12 protein-coding genes are annotated in these 17,326 nt (G+C 64.5%); 5 read left to right on the top strand and 7 right to left on the bottom strand.

What is annotated here, in order from left to right; genetic code table 11:
• Window positions 1-8 precede the first annotated feature (8 nt).
• Window positions 9-1,955, bottom strand: coding sequence for a maltotransferase domain-containing protein (locus IC66_RS0137025; RefSeq protein ID WP_038950970.1), 1,947 nt, complete (start codon window positions 1,953-1,955; stop codon window positions 9-11).
• A 204-nt stretch (window positions 1,956-2,159) separates the two neighbouring features.
• On the opposite strand from IC66_RS0137025, the gene malQ reads away from it, so the two are divergent.
• Window positions 2,160-4,121 (top strand): 4-alpha-glucanotransferase, encoded by a 1,962-nt coding sequence (malQ, locus tag IC66_RS0137020; RefSeq protein ID WP_038950969.1) that lies wholly within the window; start codon window positions 2,160-2,162, stop codon window positions 4,119-4,121.
• A gap of 45 nt (window positions 4,122-4,166) precedes the next feature.
• The gene (locus IC66_RS0137015) at window positions 4,167-5,969 is read left to right on the top strand and encodes a glycoside hydrolase family 15 protein (protein ID WP_038950968.1); all 1,803 of its coding nucleotides are present in this window, start codon (window positions 4,167-4,169) and stop codon (window positions 5,967-5,969) included.
• Window positions 5,970-6,053: 84 nt separating this feature from the next.
• Here the strand turns inward: IC66_RS0137015 and IC66_RS0137010 are convergent, their stop codons facing one another.
• From IC66_RS0137010 to IC66_RS0136985, 6 genes are read right to left on the bottom strand one after another with little or no spacing between them, the layout of a single operon-like run.
• The gene (locus IC66_RS0137010; protein ID WP_028145671.1) at window positions 6,054-6,866 is read right to left on the bottom strand and encodes a Cof-type HAD-IIB family hydrolase; all 813 of its coding nucleotides are present in this window, start codon (window positions 6,864-6,866) and stop codon (window positions 6,054-6,056) included.
• Window positions 6,867-6,891: 25 nt separating this feature from the next.
• The gene (locus tag IC66_RS0137005) at window positions 6,892-7,422 is read right to left on the bottom strand and encodes a gluconokinase (RefSeq protein WP_038950967.1); all 531 of its coding nucleotides are present in this window, start codon (window positions 7,420-7,422) and stop codon (window positions 6,892-6,894) included.
• On the bottom strand, window positions 7,409-8,158 hold the full coding sequence (gene pgl, locus IC66_RS0137000) for a 6-phosphogluconolactonase (protein WP_038950966.1): 750 nt from the start codon (window positions 8,156-8,158) through the stop codon (window positions 7,409-7,411). Before pgl ends, IC66_RS0137005 begins: the two co-directional genes overlap by 14 nt.
• Window positions 8,158-9,669 (bottom strand): glucose-6-phosphate dehydrogenase, encoded by a 1,512-nt coding sequence (gene zwf, locus IC66_RS0136995; protein ID WP_028145668.1) that lies wholly within the window; start codon window positions 9,667-9,669, stop codon window positions 8,158-8,160. The genes pgl and zwf overlap by 1 nt, the downstream gene beginning before the upstream one ends.
• Before the next feature lie 37 nt (window positions 9,670-9,706).
• Entirely contained in the window at window positions 9,707-10,705 is a 999-nt protein-coding gene (gene gnd, locus IC66_RS0136990; RefSeq protein ID WP_028145667.1) for a phosphogluconate dehydrogenase (NAD(+)-dependent, decarboxylating), read from the bottom strand.
• Between the two features lie 13 nt (window positions 10,706-10,718).
• Entirely contained in the window at window positions 10,719-13,568 is a 2,850-nt protein-coding gene (locus tag IC66_RS0136985; protein ID WP_038950965.1) for a bifunctional transaldolase/phosoglucose isomerase, read from the bottom strand.
• 304 nt (window positions 13,569-13,872) lie between these two features.
• Here IC66_RS0136985 and IC66_RS0136980 point away from each other — a divergent pair, with 304 nt between their 5' ends.
• The 3 genes from IC66_RS0136980 to IC66_RS0136970 all read left to right on the top strand — a co-directional run.
• Entirely contained in the window at window positions 13,873-14,538 is a 666-nt protein-coding gene (locus IC66_RS0136980; RefSeq protein ID WP_028145665.1) for an STM3941 family protein, read from the top strand.
• Between the two features lie 297 nt (window positions 14,539-14,835).
• On the top strand, window positions 14,836-16,779 hold the full coding sequence (locus tag IC66_RS0136975; RefSeq protein ID WP_028145664.1) for a PrkA family serine protein kinase: 1,944 nt from the start codon (window positions 14,836-14,838) through the stop codon (window positions 16,777-16,779).
• 13 nt (window positions 16,780-16,792) lie between these two features.
• On the top strand, window positions 16,793-17,326 hold a 534-nt coding region (locus IC66_RS0136970; protein WP_157158164.1), incomplete at its 3' end, for a DUF444 family protein.

Here is a 17,326-nt window from a genome sequence, read left to right as displayed (position 1 = left end):
GTGGCCCCTTACGCCAGGCAGCGGAACAAGAGCGCCGGATCGCGGTCGGGATCGATACGCAACCTGATCCCGCCCCATTCGATGTGGGACTGTTCGCCGGTGAGAAGGTTTTCGAGTGTCGTCACATGGTGCCGCTGCCCGCCGGCGTCAACGGTGACGTCGCCGAGCGGCAGCCAGCACTCGCGCAAATGGCCCGAAAGCGCGATCACGATGACGACGGTGTTGGCCGGCTCGGCCGCCTCTTTGACGAAGGCGATCGTCTCGCCGTCCTCAATGCCGAGAAACCGCAAATTTGCCGTTTGCTGGAGCGCGGCATTGTCGTTGCGGATGCGGTTGAGACCGGCAATGTAGGACTTGATGTTGCCGGGCCGGTCCCAGTCGCGTTGCCGGAGCTGGTATTTCTCGGAATCCAGATATTCCTCGCGGCCGGGCATCGCCTCGTGTTCCAGCAGCTCGAACCCGCTGTAAACGCCGTAGCTGCCCGACAATGTCGCCGCCAGCGCAACGCGCGACTTGAACGCCCAGGCCTCTCCGCCCTGGAGATGATAGGGCAGCAGGTCGGGCGTGTTGACGAACAGGTTCGGGCGATAGAAGTCGCGCTCGGGATAGCGCGTCAGCTCGCCGAGATATTGCTCCAGCTCCCACTTTGTCGTGCGCCAGGGGAAGTAGGTGAAGGACTGCGCAAAGCCGAGCTTGGCGAGGCCTTTCATCAGCTTCGGCCGGGCAAACGTCTTGGAGAACAGGATCACCTCGGGATGCCGGCGGCGGATGTCGCGGATCAGCCAGTCCCAGAATGCAAGCGGCGCGGTGTCGTGGTTGTCGATGGCGAAGATGGTGACGCCTTTGTCGATCCAGAACAGCATGGCATCGCGAAACCCGTTCCACAGCCCGGCCCTGTCGACGGAGTCGAAATCGGGGATCACGATGTCCGAATAGGGTCCATCCGCGGTCCGCACCGAGCGGTCCGGCCGCCATTTGAACCATTCCGGATGCTGCGTCAGCCAGGGATGGTCGGGCGAGCATTGCACGGCGAAATCGAGCGCGAGCTCGAGACCGTATTCCAGGCAGGTCGCAACCAGCGCGCGGAAATCCTCGATGGTGCCGAGATCGGGATGCAGCGCATCGTGGCCGCCCTCGGCGGCTCCGATCGCGTAGGGCGAGCCGGGCTCGCCGTCGGTTGCCACCGGCGCATTGTTGCGGCCCTTGCGACGGCTGCGGCCGATCGGCTGGATCGGCGTGAAATAGAGCACGTCAAAACCCATCGCGGCGATATCGGGCACGCGGGCGATGCAGTCGCGCAGCGTCCCGTGCTGGCCGGCGACCTGGCTCTGGCTGCGCGGCATCATCTGATACCAGGCGCCGAAGCGCGCCTTGTCGCGGTCGACGGTCAGCGGGAAAGGCTGCGAGCGGGTCAGGTCTGGCCGGGACTGGCTCTCTGCCATGGCATTGCCGAGCTCGGCCGCAAGCAGCGAGGCGACGTCGCCGGTCTGAAGATAATCCTCGCACTGTCTGACGATGACCGCCGCCGCGTCCTGTCGCGCGCCATGCGCCTTGGTCAGGAGCCCGGCCCCCTCGATCGCATCGAGGCTGACATCGGCACCCATTCGCTGCTTGCGCGCGACTCCGTGCGACCAGGTGGCGAACTCGTCGGTCCAGGCCTCGATCGCGTAGACATGTTGGCCGGGCTCAACGGGTGTGAATCCGCCGGACCAGCGGTCATTGCCCCGATGGTCCATCGGCTCGCGCTTCCAGTCGCGGTCCTGCTCGCGGCGCCAGATCAGCGCGGCCCCGACCACGGCATCGCCATCGCGGTAGACATCGGCCCACACCTCCATGCGCTCACCCGCGATCCGCTTCACCGCGAAGCGGCCGGCGTCGATTGCGGGATAGACGTCCTCGATCAGGAAAGCGCTGCCGGCTGCGGCACTTTCGACAGTTTGAATTGTCTTGTTCACGGTGATGCCATTGACAAGAAAGCAGGAGCCCGTTTCCCTTGTCGGGAACCTACGCTTGGTACCTATATAGAAAGCCGGTTGTGTGTCATTAGTTCCCTCGGGAACGGGTAGCGCGGTCCGCGAGTTAGGGCTGACTAACGTCTTCCACCGTCTCGTTAAAATCGATGCCCCCGGCAAAAGGGTGGCCTGCAAGCTGCGTGCCGAATGGATCTTTTAGCTCAAGCCCGGATCAAGGGCGTTCAATCCGAATTCATCGACGCCCTCGGAAAGCTGCGGGTCACCGATCCCGTGGCCCTCAAATCCATTCTCGATGCCCTGCCGGAGAAGCGGGTTTACCGCTTCGTCAGCGGGCCGGTCGTGGTCCGCGCCTTGGGGCATCCGCGCACCGAATTGGCGACGATCGGCGCGCCGCCGCTGAAGTGGAAATTGGCCACAAAGGGGGAGGTGACCGCCGAGGGCGAGACGCGCGAGCCCGTGATCGCCTGGCCTGCCGGCCTGCCGCTCGGCTATCACCGGTTGACACTGACCGATGCCGAAGGTGTGACGGAAGAGGTGCCGATGATCGTGGCGCCCGAGCGCGCCTTCGGCGGCGATTTCGATCGCGGCTGGCTGCTTGCCGTGCAGCTCTACAGCGTCCGTTCGGACCGCAATTGGGGCATCGGCGATTTCACCGATCTCGCCGATCTCGTCCGGCTCGCAAAGCAGCTGGGGGCTGACGGTGTCGGACTCAATCCGTTGCATGTCCTGTTCGACGACCACCCGGCCGATTGCAGTCCCTACTCGCCGAATAGCCGGCTGTTCCTCAATCCGCTCTATATCGACGTCGAAGCCATTCCCGAATTCTCGGCAGACCTCGTGCCCGACGCGGCCGCGACCGCGGCCCGTCTGCGCCAAGGCGATCGCGTCCCCTATGCCGACATGGCGGCGTTGAAATGGCTGGGCCTGCGCGCCGCCTTTGACAGCTTCGTGACGACGGCAAGCGCGGCGCGCCGCAAGGCGTTCGACGCCTTCCGCGCCGCCCGCGCGCCGCTATTGTCCCGCTTCGCCTGCTTCGAGGTGCTGCGCCATCGTTTCACCGCGCCATGGTGGGAATGGCCGGTTGAATGGCAGCAACCGGACGAGGCGAAATGCGCCAGCTTGCGCAATGGGCCTGACAAGCGCGAGGTCGAGTTCGTCGAATTCGTGCAATGGACCGCAGATAGCCAGCTGCATGCTGCCAAGGAGCTTGCCAGCCAGCTCGGCATGCGCGTCGGGCTCTATCTCGACGTCGCCGTCGGCGTGCAGTCCAACGGCTTCGATGCCTGGAACGAGCAGATGGCGATCTCCCGTCATCTCGCCGTCGGCGCGCCGCCCGACGTGCTCAACACCATCGGCCAGGACTGGGGCCTTGCCGGCTTCAACGCCGGCGGCCTGGAAGCGCAATCCTTCGTGCCGTTCGCCGACATGCTGGCGGCCTCGATGCGCCATGCCGGCGCGATCAGGCTTGATCACGTGCTGGGCCTGAAGCGGCTTTATCTCGTGCCCCGCGGCTTCAAGCCGGATAACGGCGCCTATGTGCAGATGCCGTTCGAGGCGCTGCTTGGCGCCGTGGCGCGCGAGAGCGCGGCCCACAAATGCATCGTGATCGGCGAGGACCTCGGCACCGTGCCGGAAGGTTTTCGCGAGACCATGCAGGATTTCGGCATCTGGTCCTATCTCGTCATGATGTTCGAGCGCGACGATGCCGGCCATTTCCGCAATGTCGACCATTACCGGCCCAACGCGCTGGTCACGCTGAACACGCATGACCTGTCGACCTATGCCGGCTGGCGCTCCTTCGGCGACCTGAAGATGAAGCGCTCGCTCGGGCTCGATCCCGGCGAGAACGACCAGGCGCGCTGGGATGCGCTCGGCAGGCTCGACGAGATCCTGCGCCAGAACGGCATTCGTGCCAACGACCTCTATTCGGTGCTCGCCTTCCTGTCGCGCACGCCGTCGCGGCTGCTCGCGGTCTCCATGGAGGATCTGCTCGGCGTGATCGACCAGCCCAACATTCCCGGCACGATCGACGAACATCCGAACTGGCGCCAGCGCCTTCCTGTCGCGCTCGACAAGATCGCCGCGAAGGTCGATCTCACGGCCTTGCGAGCAGCGACGCGGGAACGTTCGTTGAATGGCGGGAGTTGACGGCGTAAGGGCTTCCGAGGGGCTGTTTTCAAGGCTCGCACGACGTTGTCTCAGAGGATCGAGGACTATGCGCTGATCGGTGATTGCGAGACCGCGGCGCTGGTCGGGCGCAACGGCTCGATCGACTGGCTGTGCTGGCCCGCCTTCGATTCCGATGCCTGCTTTGCCGCCATCCTCGGCAGCGATAAGAACGGCCGCTGGCTGGTTACGCCGGCCGAGGACGTCACCAGCATCTCACGCCGCTATCTCGGCAACACTCTCATCCTCGAAACGCGTTTCGAGACGAAGAGCGGCACAGTCGCGCTGATCGATTTCATGCCGCCGCGCGGCAAGGCGTCCGACATCGTGCGGCTAGTCCGCGGCGTCAGCGGCGCGGTGAAGATGCGGATGGAGCTCGTCATCCGCTTCGGCTTCGGCATCGATATCCCCTGGGTGCGGCGGATCGACCATTCGCTGATGGCCATCGCCGGCCAGGATATGACCGTGCTGCGCACGCCTGTCGAAACTCGCGGCGAGGATCTGACCACGGTTGCCGATTTTGAGGTGAAGGCCGGCGAGACGGTACCCTTCGTGCTGACCTACGGCCCCTCGCATCTGGAGCCGCCCGCGCCGATCGATCCGGAGATCGCGCTTCAGGACACCGAAAAGTTCTGGCAGGATTGGTGCGGCCATTGCACCCGCGACGGCGACTATCAAGACCTCGTCATGCGCTCGCTGATCACGCTGAAGGCGCTGACCTTCGCGCCGACCGGCGGCATCGTCGCGGCACCCACCACCTCGCTGCCGGAAAAGCTCGGGGGCAGCAGGAACTGGGACTATCGCTTCTGCTGGCTGCGCGATGCCACCTTCACGCTGCTGGCGCTGATGAACTCGGGATACACCGAGGAAGCCCTGGCCTGGCACAATTGGCTGCTGCGCGCGGCGGCCGGCTCGCCGGCGAACATGCAGATCATGTACGGCATCTGGGGCCAGCGGAGGCTCTTGGAATGGGAGGCGGGCTGGCTCGAGGGCTATGAGGGCGCCAAGCCGGTGCGCGTCGGCAATGCCGCCCATGCGCAGCTCCAGCTCGACGTCTATGGCGAATTGATCGACGCCTTCCACCAGTCGCGCATGGCCAAGCTCAAGCTGGACGACGAAACGACATGGGCGCTGGAATGTGCCGTGCTCAATCATCTGGCCGAAGTCTGGGACCGGCCCGATCACGGCATCTGGGAGCGGCGCGGCCAGCCCAGGCACTACGTCTTCTCCAAGGTGATGACCTGGGTCGCCTTCGACCGCGGCATCAAGAGCGCCGAGACCTTCGGCTTCAAGGCGCCGCTGCTGCACTGGCGTACGTTGCGCGAGGCCATTCATCGCGACGTCTGCAACCGGGGGTTCGACGTGGAGGAAAATGCCTTCGTCGAATCCTACGGCTCGAAATTGCTCGATGCCAGCGTGCTGCTGCTGCCGGCCGTGGGCTTTTTGCCGCCGTCGGACCCGCGCATCCGTGGCACCATCGCCGCGGTCGAGACATGTCTGGTGCGCGACGGCTTCGTGCTGCGGCACGATCCGCGCGAGCTGCCTGCAGGGCAGCCGCCGCTCGAAGGCGCGTTCCTGGCCTGCAGCCTGTGGCTCGCCGATGCCCATGTGCTCGCCGGCGATCTCGACAAGGCGCAGATCTTGCTCGATCGCGTGGCCGGCATCGCGAACGACGTCGGGCTGCTGGCCGAGGAATACGATTCAGTCGCCCGGCGCCAGACCGGCAATTTCCCGCAGGCGCTGACCCACATCGCGCTGATCAACACCGCGCACAATCTGTCGGCGGCAAGGCAACAGTGCGACAAGCCGGCGGTGCAGCGGTCGAAGTAGTAGCGCTCTCTCCGTTCTCTCCCCCACAAGAGGGGAGGGAACGCACCGCAGTGGAGGAGCCTGTCGAGGCTCTTCACATCAAGCTCAGCCCACCCCATTCCACTTCAAGATCATCTCCATCGCCTCGGCAAAGCCATCCTGCTCGTTGCTCGCAGTGACGTGCGTCGCTTGGTCCTTGACGTAGTCGGTGGCGTTGCCCATGGCGATCGAGATGCCGCTGACGGCGAACATCGCAAGGTCGTTCTGCATGTCGCCGATGGTGGCGACGGCGCCGGTCGCAATGCCCAGGCGCCTGGCCATCGCCTCCACGAATGTGCCCTTGTTGAAGCCCGGCGGGGTGATGTCGAGATAATAGGTCTGCGAGCGCACCGCGGTGGCCTCGCTGCCGAGCGCCTCCTGCATCGCCTTCTCGCAAGCCTCGAGGCCGGCGGCGTCGGCGCTGGCGCCGACGATCTTGCAGGCGCTCGACAGGTAAGGCGAAAAGTCCGTCACGATGGTGGGATCGGAGCGGATCGTATGCTGCTCGTGCGCGACGTATTTACCGCTGGGGTTGTCGATCAGCCACTTGTCGGTGGTGAACAGCCAGATGTCGGCGCCGAATTCGCGGAGGATCTGCAAGGACCGCTCGGCCGCACTGGCCGGGATCAGGTGCTGTTCGACCGGCCGCATCTCGGGATCGACGATCGAGGAGCCGTTGAAGGGGCCGACCGGCAGCCAGAGCGCCAGCGGCTCGATCAGGAAGCGCATGCCGATGGCGGGACGGCTGGAGGTGATGGTGAAGCCGATGCCGGCCTTGTGCAGCCGCTGCACCGCACCCCTCGCGCGTTCCGTCAGCGTCTTGTCCTTGGTCAGCAGCGTGCCGTCGACGTCGGAGACCACGAGGGAGATTTGCGTCATGACAGAACCTTCAGGTTTCCAAATCTCAGCGCTTCGCCCCGCCCAGCTTCAGCTGCCGTACGATCCCGTCCACGATCGCTTCGACGGTTTCGTCGATCGAGACGGTGATGACGTGCTCGCCCGCCTCCGGCGGCTCCAGCGTGTTGAACTGGCTCGTCAGTAGCCCAGGCGGCATGAAATGACCCCTGCGCTGCGCGAGCCGTTCGGCGATCAGCTCCTTGGTGCCCTTCAGGAACACGAAGCGGACGTCGTCGCGTCCACGCAGCAGCACGTCACGATAGGTGTGCTTCAGCGCCGAGCAGGCGATGATGATATGCCCGCCCTCGTCGCACACCCGTGCGATCTCGTCTGCGATGGCGTTGAGCCAGGGCCAGCGGTCCTCGTCGGTGAGGGGATGGCCGGCCCGCATCTTCTCGACGTTGCTGGCGGGATGAAAGCTGTCACCGTCCTCGAAGCGCCAGCCGAGCCGCTCGCCGAGCGCTTCCGCAACCGTGCTCTTGCCCGAACCCGACACGCCCATCACGATCAATGCACAAGGTGCTTCAACGCCCGCCACGAATGTCCTCCGGAAGCGCGGCCCTGTCGACCAGCCAGACGGTCTCACCATTCGAGCGCGCGCGTAAGGCCGGCAGAGTCTCGCCATTGACGATGCGCGTCAAGATCGGCTGCTTGTCATGCCCGGCAATCTCGAACAGCATTTCGCGGCAGGACGCCAAAGCGGGCAAAGTGAGCGAGACCCGCGGCACGAAAGGCGCGACATTGGCCTTGGGCACCCCGACGACCCAGCGTTCGGTCTCCTCGATTTCGGGGAAGCCCGGGAAGAGCGAGGCGGTGTGGCCGTCGGGGCCGGCGCCCATCAGCACCAGGTCGAACAGCGGCCGCGCCGGATCGAGACTTTCAGAACCGTAGAAGGCCTGCAGCTCGCGCGCATAGGCCTCAGCGCTTCGGTCTGGATTGTCGGCCGTGGTCGGGATCGGGTGGATATGGCCGGAAGGCGCATTGCGGTCGAGAAAGGTCGCGCGCGCGACCGCCATGTTGTTGAGCGGATCGCTGTCGGGCACGAAGCGTTCGTCGCCGATGAACCAGTGCACGCGGTCCCACGGGATCTTGCCCCGCCAGGGGTCGCTGCCGAGCAATTGATAGAGCTTCTTCGGGCTGGAGCCGCCGGTGAGGCAGATCGCGATGCGGGAGGGGTTGGCCGTGATCCGCGCCATCACCCGTTCGGCCGCGGCCTGCGCCAGCGCCCCGGCGTCGGCCGCGACGATCAGCTCCGGCGGTCCGGCCGCCGCCATCACGAAAATTTCCGCCAGCTTCGTCCGTCGCGCCGCAGCAGCTCGTCGGCGCAGGCCGGGCCGTCGCTGCCGGCTTCGTAGGTCTCGATGCCGTTGGTGCCCGCGCTTTTCCAGGCGTCCAGGAACGGCTGCACCGCCTGCCATCCGGCCTCGATGCCGTCGGCGCGCTGGAACAGGATGTTGTCGCCGATCATGCAGTCGTAGATCAGCGTCTCGTAGCCGGTCGAGGGATCGGCCCGAAAATAATCGCCATAGCGGAATTTCATCTCGACGCCGTCGATGGTGACGCTCGGTCCGGGGATCTTGGCGTTGAACTGCAGCTCGATGGTCTCAGTCGGTGCGATGCCGATGGTGAGAAAATTCTGCGACAGGCGATCGACTGTCGTGCCTGAGAACATCGACAGCGGCGCCTGCTTGAACTTGATCGCGACCTCGGTGCGCTTGTGGCCCAGCGCCTTGCCGGTGCGTAAATAGAAGGGCACGCCGGCCCAGCGCCAATTGTCGATCATAAGCTTCAGCGCAACGAAGGTTTCGGTGCTGCTCCCGGGCTTGACGTCCTGGGTCTTGCGGTAGTCCGGGATCTCGTCATCGCCGACGCGGCCTGCGAGATATTGCGCGCGGACCGAGTTCTTCAGCGCATCCTCCCGGCTCGGCTGCTGGATCGACGTAAGCACCTCGGCCTTCTCGGAGCGCACGGAATGGGCGTCGAAGCGCGCCGGCGGCTCCATCGCCACCAGCGACATCAGCTGGAACAGATGGTTCGGCACCATGTCGCGCAGCGCCCCGGTGGCATCGTAGAAGCCGCCGCGGTGGCCGACGCCGAGCTTCTCCTCCACCGTGATCTGGATGTGGTCGATGTGGTTGCGATTCCAGATCGGCTCGAACATGCCGTTGGCAAAGCGCAGCACCAGGATGTTCTGCACGGTCTCCTTGCCGAGATAATGATCGATCCGGTAGATCTGGTGCTCGTCCATGATCTTCAGCAACTCGGCGTTCAGCGCCTTGGCCGAGGCGAGGTCGGTCCCGAACGGCTTTTCGATCACCAGCCGCCGCCAGGCGCCGTTCTCCTTCGTCATGCCGGTGCGGCCGAGCTCGCGCGCCGTCGGTGCGAACGCAGTGGGCGGCGTCGCCAGATAGAACAGTCGGTTGCCGCCGGTTTCCTGCGCGCATTCCAGCGAATCCAGGTGCTCGCGCAGGCGATCGAACGACGGCGGGTCCTTCGGATCGGCCTCGACGAAGGTCACGCATTCCAGCAGCTTCTTTGCGATGTCGTCGTCCACGGGACGGGTCGCGAACTGGCGCAGTCCCTTCAACAGGCTGTTGCGCAGTTCGTCATCCGACTGCCCCCTGCGGGCCACGCCGACGACGCAGAACTTTTCCGGCAACAGATGCTCGGCCGCCAGATTGTAGAGCGACGGCATCACCAGCCGATGAGTGAGGTCGCCGGTCACGCCAAAGATGACGAAGGCGCAATTTTCCGGCTTGCGCTTTACTTGCGGGTCTTTTGTCACGAATTGTCGGCCTTCGCTTGGTACGCTTACTGAGCTCTTATTTGGACTTCGCGGCGCCCGGCTGCTTCGGCTCCTTGTGGCCGCCAAAACCTGCGCGCATCGCGGAGAGAATTTTTTCGGCGAAGGTGTGTTCCTGGCGGGAACGGAAACGTGTGTAGAGCGCCGCGGTCAAAACTTCGGCCGGCACGGCCTCGTCGATCGCCGCGTTCACGGTCCAGCGTCCTTCGCCGGAATCTTCCACGAAGCCGGAATATTCCGTCAGCTGCGGACTGTCGGCGAGGGCCGTCGAGGTGAGGTCGAGCAGCCAGGACGGGATTACGCTGCCGCGCCGCCACACTTCGGCGATGTCGGCGAGATCGAAATCGTAGCGGTGATCCGCCGGGAGAGCCTCGATATTGGCGTTCTTGAGGATGTCGAAACCTTCGGCATAGGCCTGCATCAGGCCGTATTCGATGCCGTTGTGGATCATCTTGACGAAATGGCCGGCGCCGACCGGGCCGGCATGGATGTAGCCCTGCTCGATGCGGGGATCGCGGCCCTCGCGTCCTTCCGTGCGTGGAATGTCGCCGGCGCCGGGCGCCAGCGCGGCGAAGATCGGATCGAGCCGGTCGACCACCTGCTTCTCGCCGCCGATCATCATGCAATAGCCGCGGTCGAGGCCCCAGACGCCGCCCGACGTGCCGACGTCGACATAGTGGATGCCGCGTTCCTTCAGCGCCTTGCCGCGGCGGACATCGTCCTGCCAGAAGGTGTTGCCGCCATCGATGATGACGTCGCCCGCCTGCATCACGCCCGCGATGGTCTCGATCGTGGTCTGGGTGATGTGCCCCGCAGGCAGCATCACCCAGGCCGTGCGCGGCCGCTCGAGCTTCGAGATGAAGTCTTCGAGCGTCGAGGAGCCGACCGCACCGTCCGCGGCAAGGCCCGCGACGGCCTTGGCGTCCTTGTCATAGACCACGGTCGAATGTCCCTGGCGCATCAGGCGGCGAACGATGTTGCCGCCCATCCGGCCGAGGCCGATCATGCCGAGTTGCATCTGCAATATTCCCTTAGTTCAGCGCGTCGTTGAGCGCCGCATTGAGTGCCGCGAGGCCCTTCTTGAGCCCGCCCTTGAGGTGGACGCGCAGCGCGCGCCGGCCGCGTTCGGTGAGCACGTCGAAATCGCCGCGTGCCTGCGCCGCCTTGATCACGCCGAAGCTCGCCTTCTGGCCGGGTACCGCCAGGTCCTTGGCATCATCAGCGGTGATCTGGAGGAACACGCCGCTGTCGGGTCCGCCCTTGTAGGCCTGCCCCGTGGAGTGCAGGAAGCGCGGTCCGAACTCGGCACAGGTTGCGACCTGCCGCTTCTCACGGACTTCGAGCCGCATGGCCTGGAGCGCGTCGATGGTCAGCTTGTCCCGCGCGACATAGCCGAGCAGGGCGACGTAATCGCCGTCGCCGGAGCGCGACAGATGCGCCTTCAGCCACGAGGTGAGGTCGCCGTTGGCGCCGGCGGCGCGCAGCGCGGTGGCGTTGGCCTCGTCGGTGTAGAGATCGGCCTCATCGGTGCTGACCACCGGCTGCTCTTCCGGCAACGCGCCGGTCTTCTCGAACGACGCGGTAAGCTCGCGGGTCTTGATCTTGGCGGCTTCCACGTCCGGCTGGTCGAACGGGTTGATGCCGAGGACCGAGCCCGCCACAGCGGTCGCCATCTCGAAGCGGAAGAACTCCTGGCCGAGATGGTCGATCGACTTCATCACGATGCGCACCACGGGATGGCCGGCCGCCTCGATCGCGGCAAGCTTGGAGTCGTGGGCGGCGTCCGCTTCGCCTTCGACGCGGATGTCGATGAAGAACCGGTCGTTGCCGTAGACGGAAGGGTCGCCCAGCGGCTCGCCCTCGATCGGGATCAGGCCCTTGCCCTCCTTGCCGGTCGATTCCGCGATGAGCTGCTCGGCCCAAGCTCCGAAATCGGCGATCTTCTTCGACGACAGGATCGTCACCTTGTCGCGGCCTTCGAGGCCGGCGAGGCCGATGGCAAGGCCAAGCTGCACGCCCGGGTTTTCGCTCGGCGGCACGTCCGGTCCGCAGGAGCGCGCCATGGCGAGCGCGTGCTTGACGAAGGTCTTGACGTCGATGCCGGCGGTCGCCGCCGGCACGAGGCCGAACGGCGACAGCACGGAATAGCGTCCGCCGATCGAGGGCTCGCCATGGAAGATGCGGGCGTAGTTCAGCTTCTTGGCGGCCTTCTCCAGCGATGAGCCGGGATCGGTCACCGCGATGAAGCGGAAGCCCGTCTTCGCCTTCGGGCCGAGCGCTTGCGCAACGCGCTCATGGAAATAGTCCTTCATCGCGTTCGGCTCGGTGGTGCCGCCCGACTTGCTGGAGACGATGAACACGGTGTTGGCGATGTCGATCCGGGCCTCCATCGCCCGCACCTGCGCCGGATCGGTGGAATCCAGCACGTGCAATTTTGGGAAGCCGGGCTTTTTCCCGAAAGTCTCGGCCAGCACCTCCGGCCCGAGGCTCGATCCGCCCATGCCGAGCACGACGGCGTCGGAGAACTTTTGCCCCTTCACGCGGCCGGCATAGTCCTCGTAATCGGCGACGTCGGCCTTGGCGGCGCTGTCGAGCCAGCCGAGCCATTTGTCCTCGTCCGTGCCGGTCCAGACCGACTTGTCGCGCTGCCACAGCCTGCGGATCTTGGCCGATGCACGCCATTCCTCCGTGCTCTTGGCCATCGCCTTGCCGAGCCCGTCGCCGAGCGAGAGAGACTGGCGGTCGAGCGCGGGCCCAAGCACCGTGGCGCGCTTGTGGGCGACGGCGCCGTAGAGCTTGTCGGCGGCGTCCGCGAACAGCTTGACGCCGTCCTTGACGAGCTCTTCGGTGATGGCGTCGAGCGAGACGCCGGAGCGCTCCAGCTCTTCCAGCACTCGGTAGGCGTCCTCGACGTTCTCTTCCAGGCTGTCGCGCGGCTTGCCATGGTCGCGGAACGCATCCAGCGTTGCCGGCGGCACGGTGTTGATGGTGTCGGGGCCGATCAATTCTTCGACATAGAGGACGTCGCTGTAATCCTTGTTCTTGGTGCCGGTGGAGGCCCACAGCATCCGCTGCGGTTTGGCGCCCTTGGCGGCGAGCTTGTCCCAGCGGGGACCCGAGAACAGGCGCTTGTAGTCCCGGTAGGCGACCTTGGCGTTGGCGATCGCGACCTTGCCCTTGAGCGCGGCGAGCCGCTCCTTCTCGGACGGATCGTTGGCGCGGGCGATCTTGTCGTCGAGCTGCTTGTCGACCACGGAGTCGATACGGCTGACGAAGAAGCTGGCCACGCTCGCGACATGCGAGGGATCGCCGCCGCCTGCGACGTATTTTTCGAGGCCGGCGATGTAGGCTTCGGCCACCTGGAGGTAGACCGCCTTGGAGAACAGCAGCGTGATGTTGATGCTGATGCCGTCGCCGATCAGCTGCTCGATCGCCGGCAGGCCCTCCGGCGTCGCCGGCACCTTCACCATCAGGTTCTTGCGGCCAACGTCCTTCCAGAGCCGGCGCGCCTCAGTGACCGTGCCTGATGTGTCCATGGCGAGATAGGGCGAGACCTCCAGGCTGACATAGCCGTCACCGCCCTTGAGGCGGTCATAGACCGGGCGCAGCACGTCGGCCGCGTTCTGGATGTCTTCGATCGCGACGGCCTCGAACAGGTCGGCCACGGTCCGGTCGCCGCGCTTCAGCGCTTTGCCGATCGGGGCGTCATATTCGTCCGAGCTGCCGATCGCCTTCTCGAAGATCGAGGGGTTGGAGGTGACGCCCTTGACGCCGTCGGTCTCGATCAGCCGCTTCAGGTCGCCCTTGGCGATGAAGCCGCGGGCCAGGAAGTCCAGCCAGACGGCTTGTCCGTGCTTTTCCAGTTCTTTGACGGGATTCATGATGCTTATTTATCTCCAAGCCTGCGGGCGAGGGGTTTCCGCGCCGGTCCTGACGCGCTATCCTCTAGCTTACATGCTCCCGGGAGGGAACCAATCAAGGGTACAGGCGTCATACCCTCCAGTGTAACTCCGTCGCGATCATGGCGATCCGGGCGGCAGTAGCGGTTGTTGCGTAATAAGTCGTTGGCCGAAGGTTCGGCCGGGTCTCCTTGCGTAACGCCGGCCGCTTCGTCGTCAGCCAGTGGCTGCGTGGAGTGCCATCAGCGGATTCCGGTCCGTCTGGTGCATCGTGGTTCGGCCGCGAATGGCCATGCTGGGGAAGAGCATGCACGCCCATCCTGAAGGTCTGGCGTTTGCTGTCGCCGACAGCCAGCAATCTGCCATGACCATCGACGCATCCCGCGATCTCGAAATCAGGCGATGCGCGACGCAGTTGCGGCTGCTGGTTGCAGCGGGGTTTGCGATGACCCTGCTCAGCGCGAGCCTCGCTTTCGACTTGTGGGACGGTTTGGGCGACTACGACACGACGCTCGGCTATGCCGGCGTCGTGCTGTTCGGCCTGGTGACCTGCCGGCTGATCTGGATGCTGCCCGCCGAACGGGGGGCGGTCGTGGTCGTCACCCCCTACGGCATCCGCGATCTGCGCATCGGCAATGAATTTCTGCCGTGGGATTCGATTGCAGAGATTTCGGCTGAGGAAAGCCGCGGCCACAAGATGATCGTGCTGACGCCGACGCCGGCTTTGCAGCAGCAGCTCTGCGGCATCCGCGATCTGGCCCGTTGCGCGCGAAACGATCGCATCGTCATCCTGTCGGACGGCCTGGCGACCGATTTTGATACATTGCTGCGCGCTTGCCGCGACTGTCACGCTGCCAGCACTCCGCGCGCCGCATTGCAGCAGGAAGATGAACGCGGCACCCAAGGTGGTAACCAAGGCGGCGCTCAAGGCTTCGCCGTACAAGCGTCATAAGATCGCCGCTCGCCGATCGCTATGCTGCAACGCCGGATGGTCTCATCCCCGGTAACGCCCGGATGTTGCGACCGAGTGACATTTTGTGGAAATGAGCCAATATAGACAGAGATTCGCACAAAATACGGGCAGGTGCCTGTTCGTAACTCAACGAGTGCCTACGTTGTGCGTTGCGTCGTGTCTGCACCCGGGTGTCCAATGATCGTCATGTGCTCACGCTGATTCGAAACGGCCTGAGGAACGGTCCGGCAACTGCTTTCGTTTCAGCTTGTAGCGGAACTCACGCGGAGAGGGATCATGTACAACGATTCTCTATTCAACGCTTTCGCTAAGTCGTTCGAGGCGAGAAGCCAACACGACATGTCGATGGCGGAATATCTGGAATCGTGTCGAAGCGATCCCATGAAATACGCGAACGCGGCCGAGCGACTGCTAGCGGCGATCGGTGACCCCCAGACGATTGACACGGCCAAGGATACCCGCCTTGGCCGTATTTTTTTGAACCGTACGATCCGTACCTATCCGGCCTTCGCCGGCTTCTACGGCATGGAAGAAACCATCGAGCGCATCGTCGGTTTCTTCCGCCATGCGGCGCAAGGTCTCGAAGAGCGCAAGCAGATCCTCTATCTGCTCGGCCCGGTCGGCGGCGGCAAATCCTCGCTCGCCGAGCGGCTGAAGTCGCTGATGGAAGTGCATCCGATCTACGTGCTCAAGGCCGGCGATGAACTCTCGCCCGTGTTCGAGAGCCCCCTCAGCCTGTTCGATCCCGATCAGCTCGGCCCGATGCTGGAAGAGAAATACGGCATTCCGCGCCGTCGTCTCACCGGCCTGATGAGCCCGTGGTGCTACAAGCGGCTGGAAGCCTTCGGCGGCGATATCTCCCAGTTTCGTGTCGCAAAAATCCAGCCGTCGCGGCTGCGCCAGATTGCGATCTCCAAGACCGAGCCCGGTGACGAGAACAACCAGGACATCTCCTCGCTGGTCGGCAAGGTCGATATCCGCAAGCTCGAGACCTACGCGCAGAACGACCCCGACGCCTACAGCTATTCCGGCGGCCTCAATCGCGCCAACCAGGGCGTGCTCGAGTTCGTCGAGATGTTCAAGGCGCCGATCAAGATGCTGCACCCGCTGCTGACTGCGACGCAGGAAGGCAACTATATCGGCACCGAAAACATCGGCGCGATCCCGTTCACCGGCGTCATCCTCGCGCATTCCAACGAGGCCGAGTGGTCGAGCTTCAAGGCCAACAAGAACAACGAGGCCTTCATCGACCGCATCTGCGTCATCAAGGTGCCGTACTGCCTGCGCGTCACCGAGGAGCAGAAGATCTACGAGAAGCTGATCCAGGGCTCCGAGCTCGCGTCGGCGCCTTGCGCGCCTTCGACGCTGGAGACGCTGGCGCGGTTCTCGGTGATGTCGCGCCTTCGCAAGCACGAGAACTCCACCCTGTTCGGCAAGATGCGGGTCTATGACGGCGAGAGCCTGAAGGAATCCGATCCGAAGGCGCGCAGCGTCCAGGAATACCGCGACGCCGCCGGCGTCGACGAGGGCATGGACGGCGTCTCCACCCGCTTTGCCTTCAAGATCCTGGCCGCGACCTTCAACCACGATCCGCAGGAGGTCGCCGCCGACGCCGTGCATCTGATGTACGCGCTGGAGCAGTCGATCCGCCGCGAGCAGCTGCCGGAGGAGGTCGAGAAGCGTTATCTCGAATTCATCAAGGCGGATCTGGCGCCGCGCTACGCCGAGTTCATCGGCAACGAGATTCAGAAGGCCTACCTGGAATCCTACTCGGATTACGGCCAGAATCTGTTCGACCGCTACGTCGACTATGCCGACGCCTGGATCGAGGACCAGGACTTCAAGGATCCCGACACCGGCCAGCTGCTCGATCGCGAGCTTTTGAACCAGGAGCTGACCAAAATCGAGAAGCCGGCGGGCATCGCCAACCCCAAGGACTTCCGCAACGAGGTCGTCAAATTCTCGTTACGGTCGCGAGCCCAGCACGGTGGCAAAAATCCGACCTGGACCTCCTACGAGAAGATTCGCGACGTGATCGAAAAGAGGATATTCTCGCAAGTCGAGGACCTGCTTCCGGTCATCTCTTTCGGATCGAAGAAGGACGGCGAGACGGAGAAGAAGCACGGCGAGTTCGTCGCACGCATGGTGGAGCGTGGCTACACCGAGCGTCAGGTTCGCCGGCTCGTCGAATGGTACATGCGTGTGAAGCAGGCCGGTTGAGGCGGATGGTAAAGTGCCCATTCACATTATTGACAGGCGCCTGAATCCAGGCGGCAAGAGTCTTGAGAACCGCCAGCGGTTCTTGCGTCGGGCCAAATCCCTGGTGCAGGGCGCCGTCAAGAAGACCTCGCAGGAACGCGACATCAAGGACGTCCTGGAGGGTGGTGAGGTCACGATCCCGCTCGACGGCATGCACGAGCCGCGCTTCCGCCGCGAAGGCGGAACGCGCGACATGGTGCTGCCCGGGAACAAGAAGTTCATCGAGGGCGACTATCTGCAGCGCTCCGGCCAGGGCAGCGCCAAGAATTCCGGCCCGGGCGAAGGCGACAGCGAGGACGCCTTCCGCTTCGTGCTCTCCCGCGACGAGTTCGTCGATCTCTTCCTCGACGATCTCGAACTGCCGGATCTCGCCAAGCGCAAGATCGCGCAGACCGAGAGCGAGGGTATCCAGCGCGCCGGCTACACCACGTCGGGCTCGCCCGCCAACATCTCGGTGAGCCGGACGGTGAAGCTGGCGCTCGCCCGCCGCATCGCGCTCAAGCGTCCC

Source organism: Bradyrhizobium genomosp. III, assembly GCF_000261705.1.
In the GTDB taxonomy this organism is placed as follows: domain Bacteria; phylum Pseudomonadota; class Alphaproteobacteria; order Rhizobiales; family Xanthobacteraceae; genus Bradyrhizobium; species Bradyrhizobium ottawaense.
Note: the sequence above shows the minus strand (reverse complement) of the source record. Positions and strands in the feature narration are given on the sequence as shown.